Annotated in this window: 18 protein-coding genes; 12 read left to right on the top strand and 6 right to left on the bottom strand. The window is 66.7% G+C overall.

Annotation, left to right across the window (positions count from 1 at the left end; all coding sequences use genetic code 11):
- The 6 genes from ACTJLF_RS30895 to ACTJLF_RS30920 all read right to left on the bottom strand — a co-directional run.
- Positions 1-79, bottom strand: a 79-nt coding sequence (locus ACTJLF_RS30895) for an acyl-CoA dehydrogenase N-terminal domain-containing protein (RefSeq protein WP_440884602.1), incomplete at its 3' end; no start/stop codon positions are given.
- Positions 80-187: 108 nt separating this feature from the next.
- Entirely contained in the window at positions 188-724 is a 537-nt protein-coding gene (locus tag ACTJLF_RS30900; RefSeq protein WP_440870992.1) for a MarR family winged helix-turn-helix transcriptional regulator, read from the bottom strand.
- Between the two features lie 75 nt (positions 725-799).
- A complete protein-coding gene (locus tag ACTJLF_RS30905) occupies positions 800-1606 on the bottom strand; it encodes an alpha/beta fold hydrolase (RefSeq protein WP_440884575.1) in 807 nt (268 codons plus the stop codon).
- 130 nt (positions 1607-1736) lie between these two features.
- Positions 1737-2954, bottom strand: a complete 1218-nt coding sequence (locus ACTJLF_RS30910; protein WP_440884576.1) for a xanthine dehydrogenase family Fe-S subunit — start codon at positions 2952-2954, stop codon at positions 1737-1739.
- Between the two features lie 6 nt (positions 2955-2960).
- Entirely contained in the window at positions 2961-3812 is an 852-nt protein-coding gene (locus tag ACTJLF_RS30915) for an FAD binding domain-containing protein (protein ID WP_440884577.1), read from the bottom strand.
- Positions 3809-6190 (bottom strand): xanthine dehydrogenase family protein molybdopterin-binding subunit, encoded by a 2382-nt coding sequence (locus ACTJLF_RS30920; RefSeq protein ID WP_440884578.1) that lies wholly within the window; start codon positions 6188-6190, stop codon positions 3809-3811. Before ACTJLF_RS30920 ends, ACTJLF_RS30915 begins: the two co-directional genes overlap by 4 nt.
- Positions 6191-6620: 430 nt before the next feature.
- Between ACTJLF_RS30920 and ACTJLF_RS30925 the strand changes: the two genes are divergently transcribed.
- From ACTJLF_RS30925 to ACTJLF_RS30980, 12 genes are all read left to right on the top strand, one after another.
- Complete coding sequence (locus ACTJLF_RS30925) at positions 6621-6938, top strand: non-heme iron oxygenase ferredoxin subunit (protein WP_126185699.1); 318 nt, start codon at positions 6621-6623, stop codon at positions 6936-6938.
- Positions 6935-8206, top strand: coding sequence for an NAD(P)/FAD-dependent oxidoreductase (locus ACTJLF_RS30930; protein WP_126185698.1), 1272 nt, complete (start codon positions 6935-6937; stop codon positions 8204-8206). The genes ACTJLF_RS30925 and ACTJLF_RS30930 overlap by 4 nt, the downstream gene beginning before the upstream one ends.
- 9 nt (positions 8207-8215) lie before the next feature.
- The gene (locus ACTJLF_RS30935) at positions 8216-9526 is read left to right on the top strand and encodes an aromatic ring-hydroxylating dioxygenase subunit alpha (RefSeq protein ID WP_126185697.1); all 1311 of its coding nucleotides are present in this window, start codon (positions 8216-8218) and stop codon (positions 9524-9526) included.
- Entirely contained in the window at positions 9523-10038 is a 516-nt protein-coding gene (locus tag ACTJLF_RS30940) for an aromatic-ring-hydroxylating dioxygenase subunit beta (protein ID WP_440884579.1), read from the top strand. Before ACTJLF_RS30935 ends, ACTJLF_RS30940 begins: the two co-directional genes overlap by 4 nt.
- A gap of 17 nt (positions 10039-10055) precedes the next feature.
- The gene (locus ACTJLF_RS30945) at positions 10056-11051 is read left to right on the top strand and encodes an amidohydrolase family protein (protein ID WP_145759903.1); all 996 of its coding nucleotides are present in this window, start codon (positions 10056-10058) and stop codon (positions 11049-11051) included.
- A gap of 23 nt (positions 11052-11074) precedes the next feature.
- Positions 11075-12118: a 2,5-dihydroxypyridine 5,6-dioxygenase gene (locus tag ACTJLF_RS30950; protein WP_354328047.1), complete on the top strand. Its 1044-nt coding sequence runs from the start codon at positions 11075-11077 to the stop codon at positions 12116-12118.
- Positions 12115-12759, top strand: a complete 645-nt coding sequence (locus tag ACTJLF_RS30955; RefSeq protein WP_019657121.1) for an isochorismatase family protein — start codon at positions 12115-12117, stop codon at positions 12757-12759. The genes ACTJLF_RS30950 and ACTJLF_RS30955 overlap by 4 nt, the downstream gene beginning before the upstream one ends.
- A gap of 89 nt (positions 12760-12848) precedes the next feature.
- Positions 12849-14027 carry an ABC transporter substrate-binding protein gene (locus ACTJLF_RS30960; protein ID WP_440884580.1) on the top strand — a complete coding sequence of 393 codons (1179 nt, stop codon included), beginning with the start codon at positions 12849-12851 and terminating at the stop codon, positions 14025-14027.
- A gap of 15 nt (positions 14028-14042) precedes the next feature.
- A complete protein-coding gene (locus ACTJLF_RS30965) occupies positions 14043-14912 on the top strand; it encodes a branched-chain amino acid ABC transporter permease (protein WP_440884581.1) in 870 nt (289 codons plus the stop codon).
- A complete protein-coding gene (locus tag ACTJLF_RS30970; RefSeq protein ID WP_126185691.1) occupies positions 14909-15922 on the top strand; it encodes a branched-chain amino acid ABC transporter permease in 1014 nt (337 codons plus the stop codon). The genes ACTJLF_RS30965 and ACTJLF_RS30970 overlap by 4 nt, the downstream gene beginning before the upstream one ends.
- The gene (locus tag ACTJLF_RS30975) at positions 15919-16686 is read left to right on the top strand and encodes an ABC transporter ATP-binding protein (protein ID WP_440884582.1); all 768 of its coding nucleotides are present in this window, start codon (positions 15919-15921) and stop codon (positions 16684-16686) included. The genes ACTJLF_RS30970 and ACTJLF_RS30975 overlap by 4 nt, the downstream gene beginning before the upstream one ends.
- The gene (locus ACTJLF_RS30980; RefSeq protein WP_019657126.1) at positions 16667-17389 is read left to right on the top strand and encodes an ABC transporter ATP-binding protein; all 723 of its coding nucleotides are present in this window, start codon (positions 16667-16669) and stop codon (positions 17387-17389) included. The genes ACTJLF_RS30975 and ACTJLF_RS30980 overlap by 20 nt, the downstream gene beginning before the upstream one ends.
- The last annotated feature ends 78 nt before the right edge of the window (positions 17390-17467 follow it).

Raw genomic sequence — 17467 nt, forward strand, 5'->3', positions numbered from 1 at the left:
GCAGCTTCGCGATCTCGCCGATGTTGGCCAGGTGTTCGATGTCGAACAGCATGTCTTTGAGGGGCGCGACGTAACTCATCTCGATTTTTCTTTCGAAGCAGATCCAAGGTAAATGAAAGACTCGGCTACTCCCGAACAGGGGCGCCGGGCACACGGCAGGACGACGCGAAGCTTCAAGCCAGACGGGCTAGTCCTGCTTCTCCATCTTTTCGTGGGCATCCACGAGCTGAGCGAGCAACCTCATGAAGACGGCGCGGTCCTCGGGCGACAGCGGCTCGATCAGGAGTTCCTGCGAGCGGTGGATGCTTTCCTGCAGGCCGTTGATCAGGTTCAGTCCGTCCTTGGTGATCACCGACAGCCTCGATCGACGATCGTCCGGATTGACGCGCGTCTCGACCAGTCCCTTGTCGACCAGGCGCTTGACCACTTCGGCCGTCGTCGTTCGATCCAGTGAAAGCTCGCGGCCGAGGGCCTTCTGATCGAGCCACGGATTCATCGAAAGCGCGGTCAACATGCCGATCTGCAGCGGCGTGATGCTCTCGGACTTGCAGAGATCGAAGAAGATCGCCTGGCCGATCTGAGTGAGCCGGCGGATCAGGAATCCCGGACGCCGCCACATGACTTCGCGCAGCGGATTGAATGGCTCTGGACCCTTGGGCTTTGGCGCCTCCACCTCGGTGGTGCCACCTGTCTTCTTCCGGGCGGGAGAACGCTTCGTCATCATCTCGAGATCGCCAATAGTGTCAGCCGGCGAGTGTATCGGCTCCCCCATATGCAATAGGAACGAGAACGCCCGCCGCTACGGCAGGTCGAGCTCGAGGTACTCACCCAACAGGCGGTGGAAGTTCAGCTCGTCGTCCCATGGGATCATGTGGCCGGCATCGCTCGCCGTGCACTGCCTCAGGTGGGGTGCGAGGGTTTCGATCTCCGCCAGGTCTTCGGCGAGCACGACGCCGCCGCGCCCCGCCGTCATGAGCAGCCCGGGCGTCTGCAGGCTCGCCAGATCGGCGTGGATGTCGTCGCTGTGAAAACCGGCATGCGCCTGGACCACCGCCTCCTCGCTGCACGTGTGGAGCCACTCGGCGCGCAGTTGCAGTTGTTCGTCCGTCCAGGTCGGCGCGTAGGGACGCAGCTCGTCGGCCGTGATGCCCTGGATGGCCATCCGGATGGAATCCACGTACCACGACAGCGGCACGGGATAGGGGCGGCGGCCGGGGCCGGAGACGGGCGGATCGATCAGCAGCAACCTGTCGAGGCGGCGCGCGTCGCGCGACGCGGCGCGGATCGCGACGCGCGCTCCCATGGAGTGCCCCAGCAGCGTGACGGACGACCACCCCAGCACCTCCAGCAGATCGAGCACGTCGCCCGCCATGGCATCCAGGCTGGCGTCTATGCCGGGCACGCTGGAGGACAGGCCCCGCCCGCGGAAATCCAGCACATGGACGTCGAAGTGGCGAGCCAGTCGCTCGGCGACGAAGCCCCACGTGATGGCCGGGCTCGTGATGCCGGGCAACACCAGCATGCGCGGGCCCTGGCCGCCATAGCGCAGCAGGTGCAGCCGCACCCCGTTGGCGCGCACGTGGTAGCCATGAAGAAGTAAACTCATTGCGACTCCGAGGTGTTGCATTCACCGACCGATCCCACTCCCGCTGCCGTTCCGGCTGGCGGCGCAAACGGCATCGACACGAAGCTTCGCCGCTGCGCTGGAAGGGATGCGGCAGCCGGCACGAACGGTCTCATGACTGCGGCGGCCTTCCCAACCAGCCTCGAATGCGGTTCCACAGCACGCTCCACATCATTGCGGCCATGGAGACCGTGGGTTGCGACTCGTCGACCGAAGCAGCCTGCCCGCTCAGCCTGCGGGAGATCTGCTTGCCGAAGTCCGCCACCATGCGGCGTACGAAATCCTTCACGAGCCCCGATCGCGAGAACTGCGCGAGCGGCCCCTGCAGCGCGTAGATCATGTCCACGTGGACGCGGGTGCTGTCGGCGGTGAGCGCTTCGAGCCGATAGGTGATGTCGCCCTGCGTGCGCGACTTGCTCAGGCTGTCCTGGCCCGCACCTCGAAGAACGGCGCGCCGGGCGGCGTCGTCGCGCTCCAGCCGCGCCGCGCCGGCGAAGGCTGCGGACATCGGACCGAACTTGATGGCGATCGTGCCCTTGACTTTTTCACCCTCGTGCGAGTCGATGGTCGCGCCCGGCAGGCAGGACGCCACCGCGGGCAGGTCGCCCATGAATGCCCACACCCGGTCGACCGGATGAGGCACGTCGAAATGAACCTCGATGGCGTTGCCTTTCGCCTTGGCCTTGGCCATCGCCACGGGATCGACCTCCGCCATGTCCGCCGCGGCGGCAGAGCCGGATGCCGCGGTCCTGCCGGGCGACGGCACCGGCGATTCGGCGGGCGCCGCTGCGGCAACGCGTTTCAGCGCGATCATTCGCGGTGCGGCCAGTCGCTGGCGCAGCTGCTCGAACTGCGCGTCGGGGGTGTCTCGCTGCTGCTGGAGCACGTCCAGGATCGCGTCGACGATGCCCTGGTAACCCGTGCAGCGGCACAGGTTGCCCGACAGCTCGAGGCGCACGCGCGCTTCGTCGGCGTCGGGCAGGCGAAGCACGATGTCACGTGCCGTGGTCAGCATTCCCGGCGTGCAGAAGCCGCATTGCAGCGCATGGTGGCGCGTGAATGCCTGCCGCAGCCGCTGCATCGCCGCATCGTCTTCGTAGCCCTCGATGGTGGTGACCTCCCGGCCTTCGCATGCCACGGCGAAGGTGATGCACGAGCGCGTGGGCTGGCCGTCGACGAGCACGGTGCAGGCGCCGCACACGCCGTGCTCGCAGCCGAGGTGCGTTCCGGTCAGGCGCAGTTCGTCGCGCAGGAAATCGCCCAGATGCACCCTGGGCTCAGCCGGCCGGCTGATGCTGCGACCGTTCACTTGAATGGAAATCGGGTCCAAGTCTTTTTACTCCGCGTGTTTGGCGCCCGCCAGGACGCCGGACTGCTCGAGTGCGCGTTCCAGGCAGGCGGTGAAGAGCTTCCGGTCGATGGCGTCGCGTTCAGGGAGCGCAGCGCGCACGGCTGAGCGCAGCGACTCGCGGCCAGCCGCGCCGGCACCGTTGCGCGCGATCTCGGCTGCGAGCGCAAGCAGCAAAAGGGGAGGGCCGTCGGCAGCTCCGAGGACGATCCGCGCACGCTCGCGCGAAGCGTCGAAATACACTGCCGCACTGGCCTCCGCGAACTCGCCCGGCTTGCGGCAGACCTTGTGATATCCCCAATGCGTGGAGGATGTCTCCGAGGGCACGGCGACCGACACGATCAGTTCATCGGACTCGAGCACGGTCGTGTAGGCGCCGAGCATGAACGCATCGGCGTCGATCGTGCGTTCGCCGCGCGGCGACCTGACCATCATGCGCGCGCCGAGGGCCGCCAGCACCACCACCCAGTCGGCCGCGGGGTCGGCATGCGCCAGGCTGCCGCCCACGGTGCCTCGGGTGCGGATCGCGCGGTAGGCGATCCCGCCTGCGACCTGGTGCATGGGATGCGCGGCCAGCGGCGGGTGCACGCCGTCCTCGATCTCCGCATGGGTGACGGCGGCGCCGATCTCGATCCAGTCGCCCTTGCGGCTGACGGTGCGCAGGCTGGGAATCTGCGCGACGTCGACCACCTGGGCAGGCCGCGCCAGCCGCAGGTTGAGCATCGGCCCGAGGGACTGGCTCCCGCTCATGGCCTTCGCGGCGCCTGCGCCTGCTGCCAGCGCAGCGATCGCCTCGCCGACATCAAAGACGCGCGTGTATGCGAACTTCGGCGCTTTCATCGGGCGTGCTCCTCTTCGCGCTTCGCGCTTTCGAGGGCCGCGAGCAGGCGGCGTGGCGTCAGGGGCGTCATGAGCACCTCGGCAGCGCCGGTGCCGCGCAGGGCGTCGTTCACCGCGTTGAAGATCACCGCCGGCGGCGCGATCGCACCGCCTTCGCCGACGCCCTTGGCTCCGAATTCGGTGTGCGGCGAAGGTGTCTCGAAATGGTCGATGCGGATGCGCGGCACCTCGGTGGCGCCCGGCAGGATGTAGTCCGCCAGGGTGGAGGCCAGCGGCTGGCCCTGTTCGTCGTACGGACTCTCCTCGTACATCGCGGTGCCGATGCCCTGTGCAATGCCGCCGATGGTCTGGCCTTCCACGATCATGGGATTGACCATGGTCCCGCAGTCCTCCACGACCACGTAGTCGAGGATCTCGACCTCGCCGGTTTCGGTGTCGACGGCCACCACCACCGCATGCGTCGCATAGGTGAAGGTGCCGGTATCGACCTTGGGCTTGTACGCACGGGACACCTCCAGGCCGCCGAGATGAACGTCGGCGGGCAGGTCCTGCGGCGTGAGGTACCACGCGCCCCCGACCTCCGACAGCGGGATCGACTTGTCGCCCGACACGGCGCGTCCTTCGATCAATGCGACGGTCTGCGCATCCACACCCATGAGGTAGGCGGCGATCGACTGGATGCGCGGCAGCAGTTCCTTGCACGCGACCGAGATGGCGCCTCCCGACATGACGGTGGCGCGCGAGGCGTAGGTGCCCGAAGAAAACGGCGTGAGTGCCGTGTCCCCGTGCACCACCCGGATCCTCGACACCGGAATGCCGAGCACGTCGTTGGCGATCTGCGCGAAGCTGGTCTCCATGCCCTGGCCGTGCGAGTGCACGCCCACGCGCACTTCGAGTCCGCCGTCCGCGGTCATCCTGACGACCGCCTGGTCGAAGCCGGGCACCACTGGCAGGCCCCAGTTCGCGAACACCGTCGTGCCGTGGGCGGACTGCTCGGTGTAGGTGGCCGTGCCGAAACCGATCAGCCGCCCGTCGGGCTCGCCGCGCGCCTGGCGCTCGCGCACGGCCTGCAGTCCGATCATCTCCACGGCGCGGCGCAGGCTTGCCGGGAAGTCGCCGCTGTCGAAGTGCTTGTTGGCCACGTTCACATAGGGCATGGCCGAGGCCGGGACCAGGTTCTCCAGCCGCACCTCCCAGGGCTCGCGCCCCACCTCACGGGCCACGGCGTCCATGAGCAGCTCGATCGCGAAGCAGACGCCGGTGCGCGCCACGCCGCGATAGGCCATGAACCCCGGCTTGTTGGTCGCAACGCACAGGGTCTCGCACCGATAGCCGCGGAAGCTGTAGGGCCCGGGCAGGTTGCCGATCGCCTGGCCTGGCTCCAGGCCGACGAAGAAGGGATAGTAGGAATAAGCGCCGCCGTCGATGGTGATGACGGCGTCCAGCGCCAGCAGCTTGCCCGTGCGGTCCGCATAGGCCGTGAGCCGGTAGTGATGCTGGCGCGTGTTGGCGCCGACGATCAGGTGCTCGCGCCTATCCTCGAGGTAGCGAAACGGCGTGCGATAGGTCTTGGCCAGCCAGGCGACGCAGAGGTCTTCGGGATAGAGCTGTCCCTTGTAGCCGAAGGCGCCGCCGACGTCGGGGGACACGACCCGAACGGCTTCCTCGTTCATCGCGAGGTGCTGCGCGATGCCCACGCGCAGCAGATGGGGGACCTGGGTGGCGCTGACGACCACGAGCTGGTCGGTCTGGAAGTCCCAGTAGGCAAGGACGGACTTGCCCTCCAGCGGCACGATGCATTGGCGCGACAGCTCGACCGTGCGGCTGACCTTCACCTCCGCCTTCGCAGCGAGTTCTTCGAAGTCGCGATCGGCCCGCAGCGTGAGGAACACGTTGTCCTTCCATTCGGGGTGCATGAACTCCCCCGTGGCCGCGAGGGCGGAATCCGTGCTGTGGTAGACGGGCAGCTCGTCGTACGCGACCTCCACTTCCTCCAGCAGGTCTTCCGCGATGGCGCGCGTCGGAGCCACTGCCATCGCGACAGCCTCGCCGACGTGACGGACCTTGCCCGACGCCAACGGTGGCAGCGCCGAGTACTGGTAGGTGGGCACCGAAGACGGCGATCCGATGTCCGCCGCATCCGACATCATGTCGCGCACGAACACCTTGCCCGCGAGCGCCTCGGGAATCTCGACGCCGGTGACCACCGCGTGCGCGAGCGGGCTGCGCAGGAACGCGACCTCCTGCAGGCCCGGCAGCACGAAGTCGCCTACGAAGTTGCCCTTTCCCACGAGATGGCGCGCGTCCTCCTTGCGAGGCACCCGGGCGCCGATGCCCTCGCGCTTCAACAGCCTCGCCGGAATGTCTGCTCGGTCCATGCGTTTCCTTTTTTTGACTGGTTTCCTGGTGCCGGACTCCATCGAATCCGCCCATGCCCGGCAATGCCCAGGTGATCGACGCGCAAGAACAGGTCTCTTCGCCGCACCCCGCAGAAGGGCCTTCATCGCCAACGTGCGTTTCGACATCTGAGCCGCACGATATGACAGTTCACGTGCACAAGTATATGGCCGATGTCGACGCAATGGAAGACAGCTTCTGTCGATGCAAACCCTAACAGCAAGAACTCGCAAAGTTGGTGCAACTACATTGGATTTTCGCCCTTTTATGGCGTTCTCTTAGGGCCCGTCAGAGCCAATGTGGTGCAGCATCGGACAGTAAAAACCCGTACTTGAAATCGCGAGCACAGCCAACTAATATGACAGTTCACTGACTATTTTTTGAGAGGTCCGGAAATCACCGGATGGAGCCATGAACTGGATCAAAGTCGCTTCTGCGCGAGAGCTGAAAAACGATGAAGCGAAAACCGTCAACGTCGCAGGCCACGGGGTCGCGCTGTTTCGTATCGACGACGAGTTCTTCGCCACGGACAGCATGTGCACACATGCCACCGCGCTGCTGTCGGAGGGCTATGTCGAGGACGGCTGTGTCGAATGCCCGCTGCACCAGGGCCGCTTCGACATTCGCACGGGCAAGGCGATGTGCGCGCCGGTCACCGTGGACCTGCGCACGCACGCCGTGAAGCAGGAAGGCGATGACGTCTACGTCATGTCGCCGGCTGCGAAATGACATCGCCCGGCATCGTCATCGTTGGTGCAGGGCAGGCTGCGGCGGTCGCCGCCCATGCGCTGCGCGAACACGGTTACCGCGGACGCATCACGATGCTGGGGCGTGAGCGTCACAGGCCGTATGAGCGTCCCCCGTTGTCCAAGGCTGTGTTGGTCGCGGCCGAGGAGCCGAGCCTCGATGTCTTTGCGCGGGACGCCTGGGCACTTGGCGACATCGATCTGCGAAGCAACGCCGATGCGGTAGCCCTGGATCTTTCGAAGCGGCAGGTTCACCTTGCCGACGGCCTGGTGCTGCCGTACGACATGTGCCTGATCGCCACGGGCGGCGAGGCCAGCTCGCTGGCGTGCGCACCGGCCGGCCGGCCGCACGTGCACTACGTGCGCACCCTCGACGACGCGCGGCGGTTGCGCGCCGCTCTCCAGGGCAAGCCACGGGTCGCGATCCTGGGTGGCGGCTTTCTTGGCCTTGAGATCGCCAACTCCGCGTTGGCGGCCGGCGCGGCGGTGACCGTTATCGAGCGCGCGACGTCCCTGCTCGATCGGTTTCTTCCGCCGGAAGCGTCTGCGTGGCTCGAATCCGGTCTGCGGCAGGCCGGCGCGCGACTGCTGCTCGGTTCTGCCCTCGAAGACGTCCACCCTCTGCCCGACGGCCGCATGCGCCTGTCGACCCATGCCGGCGATCTGGAGGCGGACGAGATCGTCGTCGCCATCGGCCTCTCGCCCAACGACGCACTGGCCCGCGATGCGGGCCTGGCGATCGCTGCGGGCGGCGGCGTTCTCGTCGACGCGCAGTGCCGCACCAGCGACGAGCAAGTGTTCGCGTGCGGCGACTGCACCAGCCAGCAACGCCCGGGACACGCGACGCCGACGCGCCTGGAGTCCTGGCAGAACGCCAACGAGCAGGCACGCACCGCCGCGGCCGCCATGCTCGGTGCGGCCGGACCCGCACCGGCGGTGCCCTGGTTCTGGACCGACCAGGGCCGACACAACATCCAGATGCTGGGCCTGCCGGGCCCCGGTCTCGCCTACGTGCGCCGCGGCGATCCGGCCGCCGGCAAGGTGCTGTGGATCGGCCACCGCGGTGGCGTTCCGCTGCACGGCGTGGCCATCAACGCCGGCGCCGATCTGCGCGCCATCCGGCCCCTCTTCGAGCGGCGGCAGCCGGTGCCGCTCGACGAATTCCAGCGGGACGCCACCGATCTGCGCGCATGGGCCAGGCAGATGCGAGGCGGCGCCCCTTCCACCGTTCAACCACCCCTCACAGCCTAAGGAGCTTTCATGTATCAATCGCAGGCGGTCATCGGCATCACGAATGCCCGAAAGAACCCGCCCCTGGAACAGTGCGTCTGGCCCGCGGACGCGCTCAACAACATTCCGGACTGGGTCTACACCAGCCAGGCCATCTATGACCAGGAGATCGAGCGCATCTTCCGCGGTGACACCTGGAACTTCGTCGCGCTGGAGGCCGAGATCCCGAACCCCGGCGATTACAAGCGAGGCTACGTCGGTGCCACGGCCGTGGTGATCGTTCGCGCAGAAGACAACACGATCTCCGTCTTCGAGAACCGCTGCGCCCACCGGGGCGCCGAATTCTGCCGCTCCAGCCATGGCAACGCGAAGGAGTTCGTCTGTCCCTATCACCAGTGGTCGTACGACCTCAAGGGCAACCTGCAGGGCGTTCCGTTCAAGCGTGGAATCAACAAGGTCGGCGGCATGCCGCCGGACTTCAAGAATGCGGAGCACGGTACCCGGCGGCTGCGCGTGGCCACACGCAACGGCGTGGTGTTCGCCACCTACTCCGACAAGACGCCGGCGCTGGAGGAGTACATGACCAAGGAGATCGTCGAGGAGTTCGACGTTCCGTTCTCGGGCAGGAAGCTCAGGATCCTGGGCTACTGCCGCAACGAGCTTCCGTGCAACTGGAAGATGTACCACGAGAACCTCAAGGACCCGTACCACGCGACGCTGCTGCATTCGTTCCTCGTGGTGTTCGGCCTTCTGGTGCCCGGCATCAAGTCGATCGTCTTCGCCGACAAGGAGCATGGCCGGCACGGCTACATGGCGTCGTCCAAGCCCGATCAGGTCTATGCCACGGTCGCCGCCGACGACAAGGCGGAGATGCGGTCGTTCAGCGACAACCTCCGGCTGCGCGACGAGCGGTTCCTGGACTACGTGCGCGAGTTCGATTCGCCCTGGTCCGCCAACATGATGACCATGTGGCCGAACCTGATCGTGCAGCGCCAGATGAACACGATGGGCGTGCGCCAGATCATTCCCAACGGCCCGAACAGCATGGTGATGCAGTGGACCATGTTCGGTTACGAGGACGACACGCCCGAGATGACGCGGCACCGCCTTAGGCAGGGCAACCTGATGGGACCCTCCGGCTTCCTGGGCCTCGAGGACAACGAGGCATTGAAGTTCGTCCAGGAGGGCATCCGCAATTCGTCCACCGACAACAATGTCGTCAAGCTCGATGCGGGCCACCAGGGAACGGCGCGCAACCTGATCTCGGAGTCGTGCATCCGGTCGCTCTACCAGTACTACCGGGAAGTCATGGGCATCCGTGTCGCGGAGATGGCAGCATGAAAGATCGGCTCGCCTACGCCAGGTCCACGATCTCGCCGCGCCGCGCTGCGGAGCTGCGCGCGGAGGTCGACTGCTTCCACGTCGAGTACTGCGCCGCCCTCGATGCCAACGACATCGAGCGCTGGCCCGAGTTCTTCAGCAAGGAGGCGACGTACCGGATCACCTCGCGCCAGAACGCGCTGCTGGACATGCCTGTGGGCCTCGTCTACTGCGAGGGCCTGGACATGATCACCGACCGCGCGCTCGCGGTAGCCCATTCGCAGATGTTCGCGCCACGGCACATGCTGCATGTGCTGGGAATCACGCGTGTGCTGCAAGAGACGGACGACACGATCAGCTCGCAGACACCCTTCATCCTGATGCAGACCCTGGTCGAGGGGCCTTCCACCGTGCATCTCGCGGGCATCTATCACGACCGCTTCGTGCGCGACGGCGGACGGCTGCTCATTGCCAGCCGCGAAGTGGTGCACGACACCGAAATTCTCGACACGGCCCTGGCGTACCCGGCCTGAATCCATTGAGGACCCTAATGAATCCAACCCCCAAGATCGCGCTCGAAGAGCACTTCAGCGCTCCCGGTTTCGACGCCTACTCAGCGAAGTACACGCGCGCACTGCCGGCCGACTTCGTGGCCCGGCTCGATGCCAGGCTCAGCGACTTCGACGACCAGCGCTTGGCCGAGATGGACGCCGGCAACATCGAGTACGCCGTGCTGTCGCAGACGATGCCCGGCGTACAGGCCGAGACGGACGGCGCTGCCGCGGTGCGGCGCGCACGCGAGAACAACGAATTTCTCGCCGAGCGCGTGGCACGCCATCCGCAGCGCTTCGGCGCCTTCGCACACGTCGCGCTCCAGGACCCGGCGGCCGCAGCGCGTGAACTCGAGCGCACCGTGGTCGAGTGCGGCTTCAAGGGCGCGCTGATCAACGGCCACACCCTGGGCCGCTACTACGAGGACAGCGAGTTCGACGTGTTCTGGGAGCGCGCGGAGGCACTCGGCGTGCCCATCTATCTGCACCCCAACGCGTTCAGCCAGCCGCCGGCATTGCTGGAGGGCATGCCGGTCCTCCAGGGGGCTACCTGGGGCTGGGGCGTGGAGACGGCAGGGCACGCACTGCGCCTGCTGTTCGGCGGCGTGTTCGACCGCTTCCCGCGGCTGACCCTGCTGCTGGGCCACATGGGAGAGGCCCTGCCGTATCAACGCTGGCGCATCGACAGCCGCTTCGCCGCGTACCCCTCGGGCATCAAGCTGGCACGCAGGCCCAGCGAGTACATCGGCAGCAACATCCTGATCACGACGTCCGGCGTGTGCTCCGCGCCGGCACTGCTGGGCGCCATCGGCGAGCTCGGCGCCCATGCCGTTCTCTTCTCCGTGGACTACCCCTACGAGTCCACCGCCGAGGCCTGCGAATTCATAGAGCAGGCGCCGCTCGACGCGCGCACCCGCGAGCAGGTATGCCACGGCAATGCCCGCCGGCTCTTCAAGCTCGGCAGCCCGCAGGACCTTGCGCTCCTGCAGATCTGACACTTTCAAACAAAGGACGAAACATGCCAGTCAGCGATTACCAAATGGTCAAGGCCTGGGACGAGGTTCTGAAGCTCAGCAAGGTGGAGCGCGGCCAGAAGGTCTCGATCCTGTGCGGTCCCCATACCCATCCGCAGACGCTGCAGACCGCGACGATCGCGGCACAGGCCGCGGGCGCGGTCGTCACCAGGATCGAGCTGCAGCCCATCAATGCGGAGAAGGCACCCAGCCGCGACCTGATGAACTACCTGGGGGAGACGCCCCTCACCAACAACCCGGTCGCGCTCGCGGCCATGAAGAACAGCGACATCGTCCTGGACCTGATGCTGCTGCTGTTCTCGCCCGAGCAGATGGAGATCCTCGAGTCGGGAACGAAGATCCTCCTGGCCGTCGAGCCGCCCGAGGTGCTTGTGCGGGCAGTGCCCACCGAGGCCGATCGCGAGCGCGTGCTCGCCGCGTCGAAGCTGCTCAAGGCCGCCAAGAAGATGCACGTGACCTCGCCTGCCGGCACGGACGTGACTTTCAAGCTCGGCGATTACCCGACTATTTCCGAGTACGGCTTCTGCGAGGAGCCTGGGCGCTGGGACCACTGGCCCAGCGGTTTTCTCTTCACATTCGCCAACGAGGGCGGCAGCGACGGCACCATCGTCATAGACCGCGGCGACATCCTGCTGCCGCAGAAGAACTACGTCTCGGAAAAGGTCACCATGCAGCTGCGTGAAGGCTTCGTGCGCAGCATCGAGGGCGACATCGACGCCGCCCTGCTGCGCGAGTTCATGGAGGCCTACAAGGACCCCGAGGCCTACGCCATCGCGCACATCGGCTGGGGCATGCAGCCGCGCTGCTACTGGCACACGCTGTCGCTGGTGGACCGCGAAGCCACATCCGGTCAGGACGCGCGCGCGTTCGAAGGCAACTTCCTGTTTTCGCTGGGCCCCAACAACGAGGCCGGAGGGCCTCGCACCACGCCTTGCCACCTGGACATTCCCTTGCGCAACTGCACGGTGAAGCTCGACGACGTCGTCGTGGTTCGCGACGGCAAGGTCATCGACGAGGCCTTCCGATGAGCGCCGATCCGGAGATCTACCAGAAGCAGGGCTTCGGCAATGCCGTCGCGCCGAAGGCGCCGTACGGCCTGCTGATCATCGACTTCGTCAACGGATTCGCCGACCCGCTCACGTTCGGCGGCGGCAACATCGAGCCGGCCATCGAATGCACTCGCGGCCTGCTGGCCGCCGCGCGCGAGCGCGGATGGCCCATCGTCCACACGCGGGTCGTGTACCAGGACGACGGCGCCGACGCCAACATCTTCGCGCTCAAGGTGCCGCCCATCCTGGCCCTGCGCGAGGACGCGCCGCAAAGCCAGATCGTCGCGCAGCTGCAGCCGCGCAGCGGCGAGCTGGTGCTGCGCAAGATCCATCCGTCGGCCTTCTTCGGCACCTCGCTGGCGTCCTGGTTGTCGCAGCGCGGCGTGCAGACGCTGCTGATCGCGGGATGCACCACCAGCGGGTGCGTCCGCGCCAGCGTGGTCGATGCCATGTGCCACGGCTTTCGCCCCCTGGTCGTCACGGACTGCGTGGGCGACCGGTCGCTGCAGGCGCACGAAGCCAACCTCTTCGACATGGACCAGAAGTACGCGACCCTGATGCCGCGCGACGCCGCACTGCAGGCGACCGAGGCAGCGCGGCCGCAGGGCATCCCGGCCTGAAGCCAGGCCGCGCCCCAAGACTCCCGACCCACCTCTCGTCAAAACCCCGGGCGAATGCCCGCCAGCGACCCCACTACCTGGAGAAGAAGATGACCCTCAAACTCGTTGCCGCGCTCGCGGTCTCACTCGCGACGCTCGCGCTGCAAAGCCGCGCCGACGTCATCAAGGTGGGTGTGATTGCACCCATGTCCGGACCTTTTTCCGCAGTGGGGCAGACCTGGGAAGGAGCGACCAAGGCCTACCAGAAGCTCAATGGCACCACTGCGGGCGGGCACACGATCGAAGTCATCTACCGCGACCTGCCGGATATCAACCCCGCGCAGGCCAAGGCATTGGCCCAGGAGCTCATCATCAAGGAAGGGGCACAGTACATCGCCGGCCTGTACTTCACGCCCGATACGCTGGCTGTCGCCGCGCTCGCGCAGGAGGCGAAGGTGCCCGTCGTGATCTTCAATGCGTCGACCTCGTCGCTCCTCGAGAAGTCCGATTACCTGCTGCGCACCTCCTACACGCTGCCGCAGATGGCCGTGCCGGTGGCCAAGTACGCGCTCGAGAAGAACGTGAAGAACGTCGTGTCGCTGGTCAGCGACTTCGGCCCCGGCCTCGACGCCGAGAAGGCCTTCAACACCGCTTTCGTCGCTGGAGGCGGCAAGCTGCTCGAGGCCATTCGTGCGCCGCTGAAGACGACGGACTTCGGCCCCCTGATGCAGCGCGTGAAGGCGCTCAAGCCCGATGCGCTGTACGTCTTCGGTCCTGGGGGACCGGCCACCTACGCAATGATCAAGGCCTTCAACGAAGCGGGGTTGAAGGCCGCGGGCGTGCGCTTCCTGGGCACGGGCGAGACGGATGAAGACCAGCTGCGCGCGATCGGCCCCGAGCTGCTGGGCATAGAGACCGGCATGTTCTATTCGGCGACGCACAACTCGCCGCTGAACAATGCGGCCGTCCAGGCGTTGGCAGAGGTGGCCTCCAAGGCCATCCCGACCGTCCAGCTCGCGAATGCGTACGACGGCCTGCATGTGATCTATCACATGGTCAAGGCGACGGACGGCAAGCGCGACGGGCCCAGGGCCCTTGCCGCCGCCAAGGGCTTTTCTTGGGAGAGCCCGCGCGGCCCGGTGAAGATCGACCCCACCTCCCGCGAGTTCGTGCAGAACGTCTACATGCGGGTGGTCGAGAAGGAGCCGTCGGGGCGCTTCGTCAACCGCGAGTTCCGGACCTTCGAGATGCAGCCCGACTACGGACGCATCCAGGGCACGGCCAAGTAACGCAGAGACTGCAGAATGTCTTTCGCGCTTCTCAGCAGCATCCTGATCGACGGCGTGACGTACGCCATGATCCTGTTCATGATCACCGTGGGCCTGTCGATGACGATGGGCCTGATGCGTGTGGTGAACTTGGCCCATGGCGCCTTCGCGATGCTCGGCGGCTTTCTCGCGGCGAGCATTCCGCAGCGCCTGGGCGTGCCCATCGGGCTGGGCTTCGTGATGGCGATCGCCCTGGTGGCCCTTTTGGCCGTGATCTTCGAGCGCACGCTGCTGCGCCGCTTCTACCGCCGCGACGACCTCGATCAGATGCTGGTGACGATCGGACTGATGTTCGTCGCGACCGCGGCGGTCAACCTGATGTTCGGATCGTCGGTGACCTCCGTGGCGCTTCCCGAGGCGTTCGGCGGCACCGTGGACCTGGGCTTTCGCTCCATTCCCCGGCACCGGCTCATCGTCGTCGCCTGTGGGCTGCTGGTCGTCGCCGTCCTGTGGCTCGCCGTGGACCGGTCGTCCTTCGGCATCCGGGTGCGCGCCGCGGTCGACAACGCGCCGATCGCCCGGGCCATCGGCATCGACACGACGAAGATTTACGCAGCCACCTTCGCGATCGGTGCGGCGCTCGCGGCGCTGGGCGGCATTGCCGGGGCCGAGATGCTGCCGATGGAGCCGACCTACGCCTCCAAGTACCTGGTGATCCTCCTGGCCGTCGTGGCCGTGGGAGGAAACGGAAATGTCTTTGGCTCTTTCTTCGCAGCATTGCTGCTCGGCATCGTGGAGACCTCGATGAAATACATGGTTCCGCAGCTCGCATCGGCTGCCTTCTTCCTGACGATGATCGTCGTCCTGCTGTTCCGGCCCCAGGGGCTGTTCGGGAGGCAGGCATGAGCGCGGTGATTCCGCCCATGGCAATGGCTGCGCCGCCCCGTGCCCGCCCGTGGAAGCAACTGCGCGCCGAGATCGTCCTGACGCTGGTGGGGCTGCTGGCCTTCGTGCTGTTCCCGCAGGACCTGGGGTTGCTGACCAACATGGCGACGATGTCCATCTTCGCGCTGTCGCTGAGCCTCGTGCTCGGGCAGGCGGGCATCGCCACCCTGGGCCAGGCCGCGCTGTACGGCGCCGGTGCCTACGTGGCGGGCTGGACCGCGCTCTACCTGACGGCCGATCCGGTCGTCGGGCTGCTGCTCGGCGGCCTGGGCGGAGGGCTGATCGCGCTGCTCAGCGGTGCCGTGATGCTGCGCTCGACCAAGCTCACGCTGGTCATGCTCACCATCGCCGTGGCGCAGTTGCTGCTCGAGCTCGCCAACTGGGCCCGATGGCTCACCGGCGGCGACGACGGACTCGCCGGCTTCGAGGTCGCACCGCTGTTCGGCATCTGGGAGTTCAACTTCATGGGCCACACCGGCTACTTCTACGCGCTGGGCGCGCTGGTGCTGGTGTACTTCCTCGTGCGCAACCTGGTCGAGTCGCCCTTCGGCCTCACGGCCAGGGCGATCCGGCAGGACCCGGGCCGCGTCCAGGCGTTGGGCGGGCGCGTGTACCTGCACCTGCTGGCCGTCTACACCATCGGCGGCGTCGTGGCGGGCCTGGCTGGCGCATTGACCGCGCAGACCAGCAAGGTGGCCAATCTCTTCATGCTCGACTTCACAACGTCCGCGGGTGTGGTGGTCATGATCGTCCTGGGCGGCACGCGCCGCCTGTCGGGGGCGGTGCTCGGCACCGTCGCCTACATGACCATCCACCACATCGCATCGACATTGAACCCGTACCACTGGCTCTTCGTGATCGGCTCGATGCTGATCTTCGTGCTCATCGTCCTGCCCGAGGGCCTGATCGGGCTCCTGGACCGGGCCGCGGCGTACGCCAGGCGTCTGACCGGCAAGGGAGGAGCCCGATGACTCCCCGGCTGCAAACCCGCAACCTGTGCCACTCCTTCGGCGGCCTGGCCGTGACGCAGAACGTCACGCTGTCGCTCCCGAAGGGCGCCCGCACGGCGCTGATCGGGCCGAACGGCGCCGGCAAGACCACCTTGGTCAACCTGCTCAGCGGAGCGATCCGTCCGAAGTCCGGCGACATCCAGCTCGACGGCCGCTCGATCGTGCAGCTGCCGCAGTACGCACGCGTGCGCAGCGGCATCGTCCGCACGTTCCAGATCAGCCGGCTGTTCAAGGACCTGACCGTGGCGGAAAACGTCAAGGTCGCGGTGCTCCAGCGGCTGCGCGCTTCGATGCAGTGGTGGCCTTCGCCGGCGCGTTCTGCGCGCGTGCACGACGAGGTCCACGAGACGCTCGGCATGCTGGGCCTGAACCCCTTTGCGGACCGGGTGGTGGGGCGGCTTGCGCTCGGCGAGCAGCGGCTTGCGGAAATCGCACTCGCGCTCGCCGTGAAACCCGAGGTGCTGCTGCTGGACGAGCCCGGCGCGGGCGTGCCGCAGGGCGAAGGCGGCCGCATCATGAGCGCCATCGAGCGCCTTCCGAAGGACCTGTCGGTGCTGCTCATCGAGCACGACATGGACCTGGTGTTTCGCTTCGCCTCGCACATCATCGTCCTGGTTGCCGGCGCGGTGATGGTGGAGGGGTCGCCGCAGGAAGTCGCGGCCAACGAACAAGTCAAGCAAATCTACTTCGGACGAGACGGCCACCATGCCCAGCACTCCCATTGAACTTCGGTTCGACGACGTCACGACCGGCTACGCCGGCGTGCCCGTGGTCGAGCATCTGAGCTTCAGCGTGCGCGAAGGCGAGCGCCTGGGGCTGATCGGGCGCAACGGCGCCGGCAAGACGACGACGCTCGCAACCGCGACGGGCCTGGCCGACCTGATGAAGGGGCGCGTCCATTTCGGCGGCAAGGACATCAGCGGCGCCACCACCTTCGCCCGCGCCCGCGCCGGCTTGGGCTACGTGCCGCAGAGCCGGGACATCTTCCCTTCGCTCACGGTGGAGGAGAACCTGCTGTCGGGCCTGCAGGGGCGCTCGGCCGGCGCGGCGCTTCCCGCGGTCTATGAGTTGTTCCCGCGGTTGAAAGAGCGGCGGCGCAACGGCGGCACCCAACTGTCGGGCGGAGAGCAGCAGATGCTGTCTGTGGCGCGGGCGCTTGTCGGGCAGCCGCGCATCCTGCTGCTCGACGAGCCGCTGGAGGGTCTGGCCCCGATGGTGCGCGAGGAGCTGATGGACGCCATCGTCCGCATGAGCGACAGGCTCGGGGTCGGATGCATCCTCGTGGAACAGCACGTGGACGTCGTTCTCGACTTCTCGACGAATGTCATCGTGCTGGAGCGCGGCGTCGCCGCCTATGCCGGCTCGGCAGCCGCGCTGCGCGAGGACGAGGAACTCCTGAACCGCACCATCGGAATCCAGAAGTGCTGAGGCCGATGCCTGCTGCGCGATCGTTATCGCTATCCCGGTCGTGGTTGCGCATGCCGTCACCGGTTCGCGCTTTCATCG

The organism is Variovorax sp. 22077 (genome assembly GCF_052044195.1).
Classification (GTDB): domain Bacteria; phylum Pseudomonadota; class Gammaproteobacteria; order Burkholderiales; family Burkholderiaceae_C; genus Variovorax; species Variovorax atrisoli.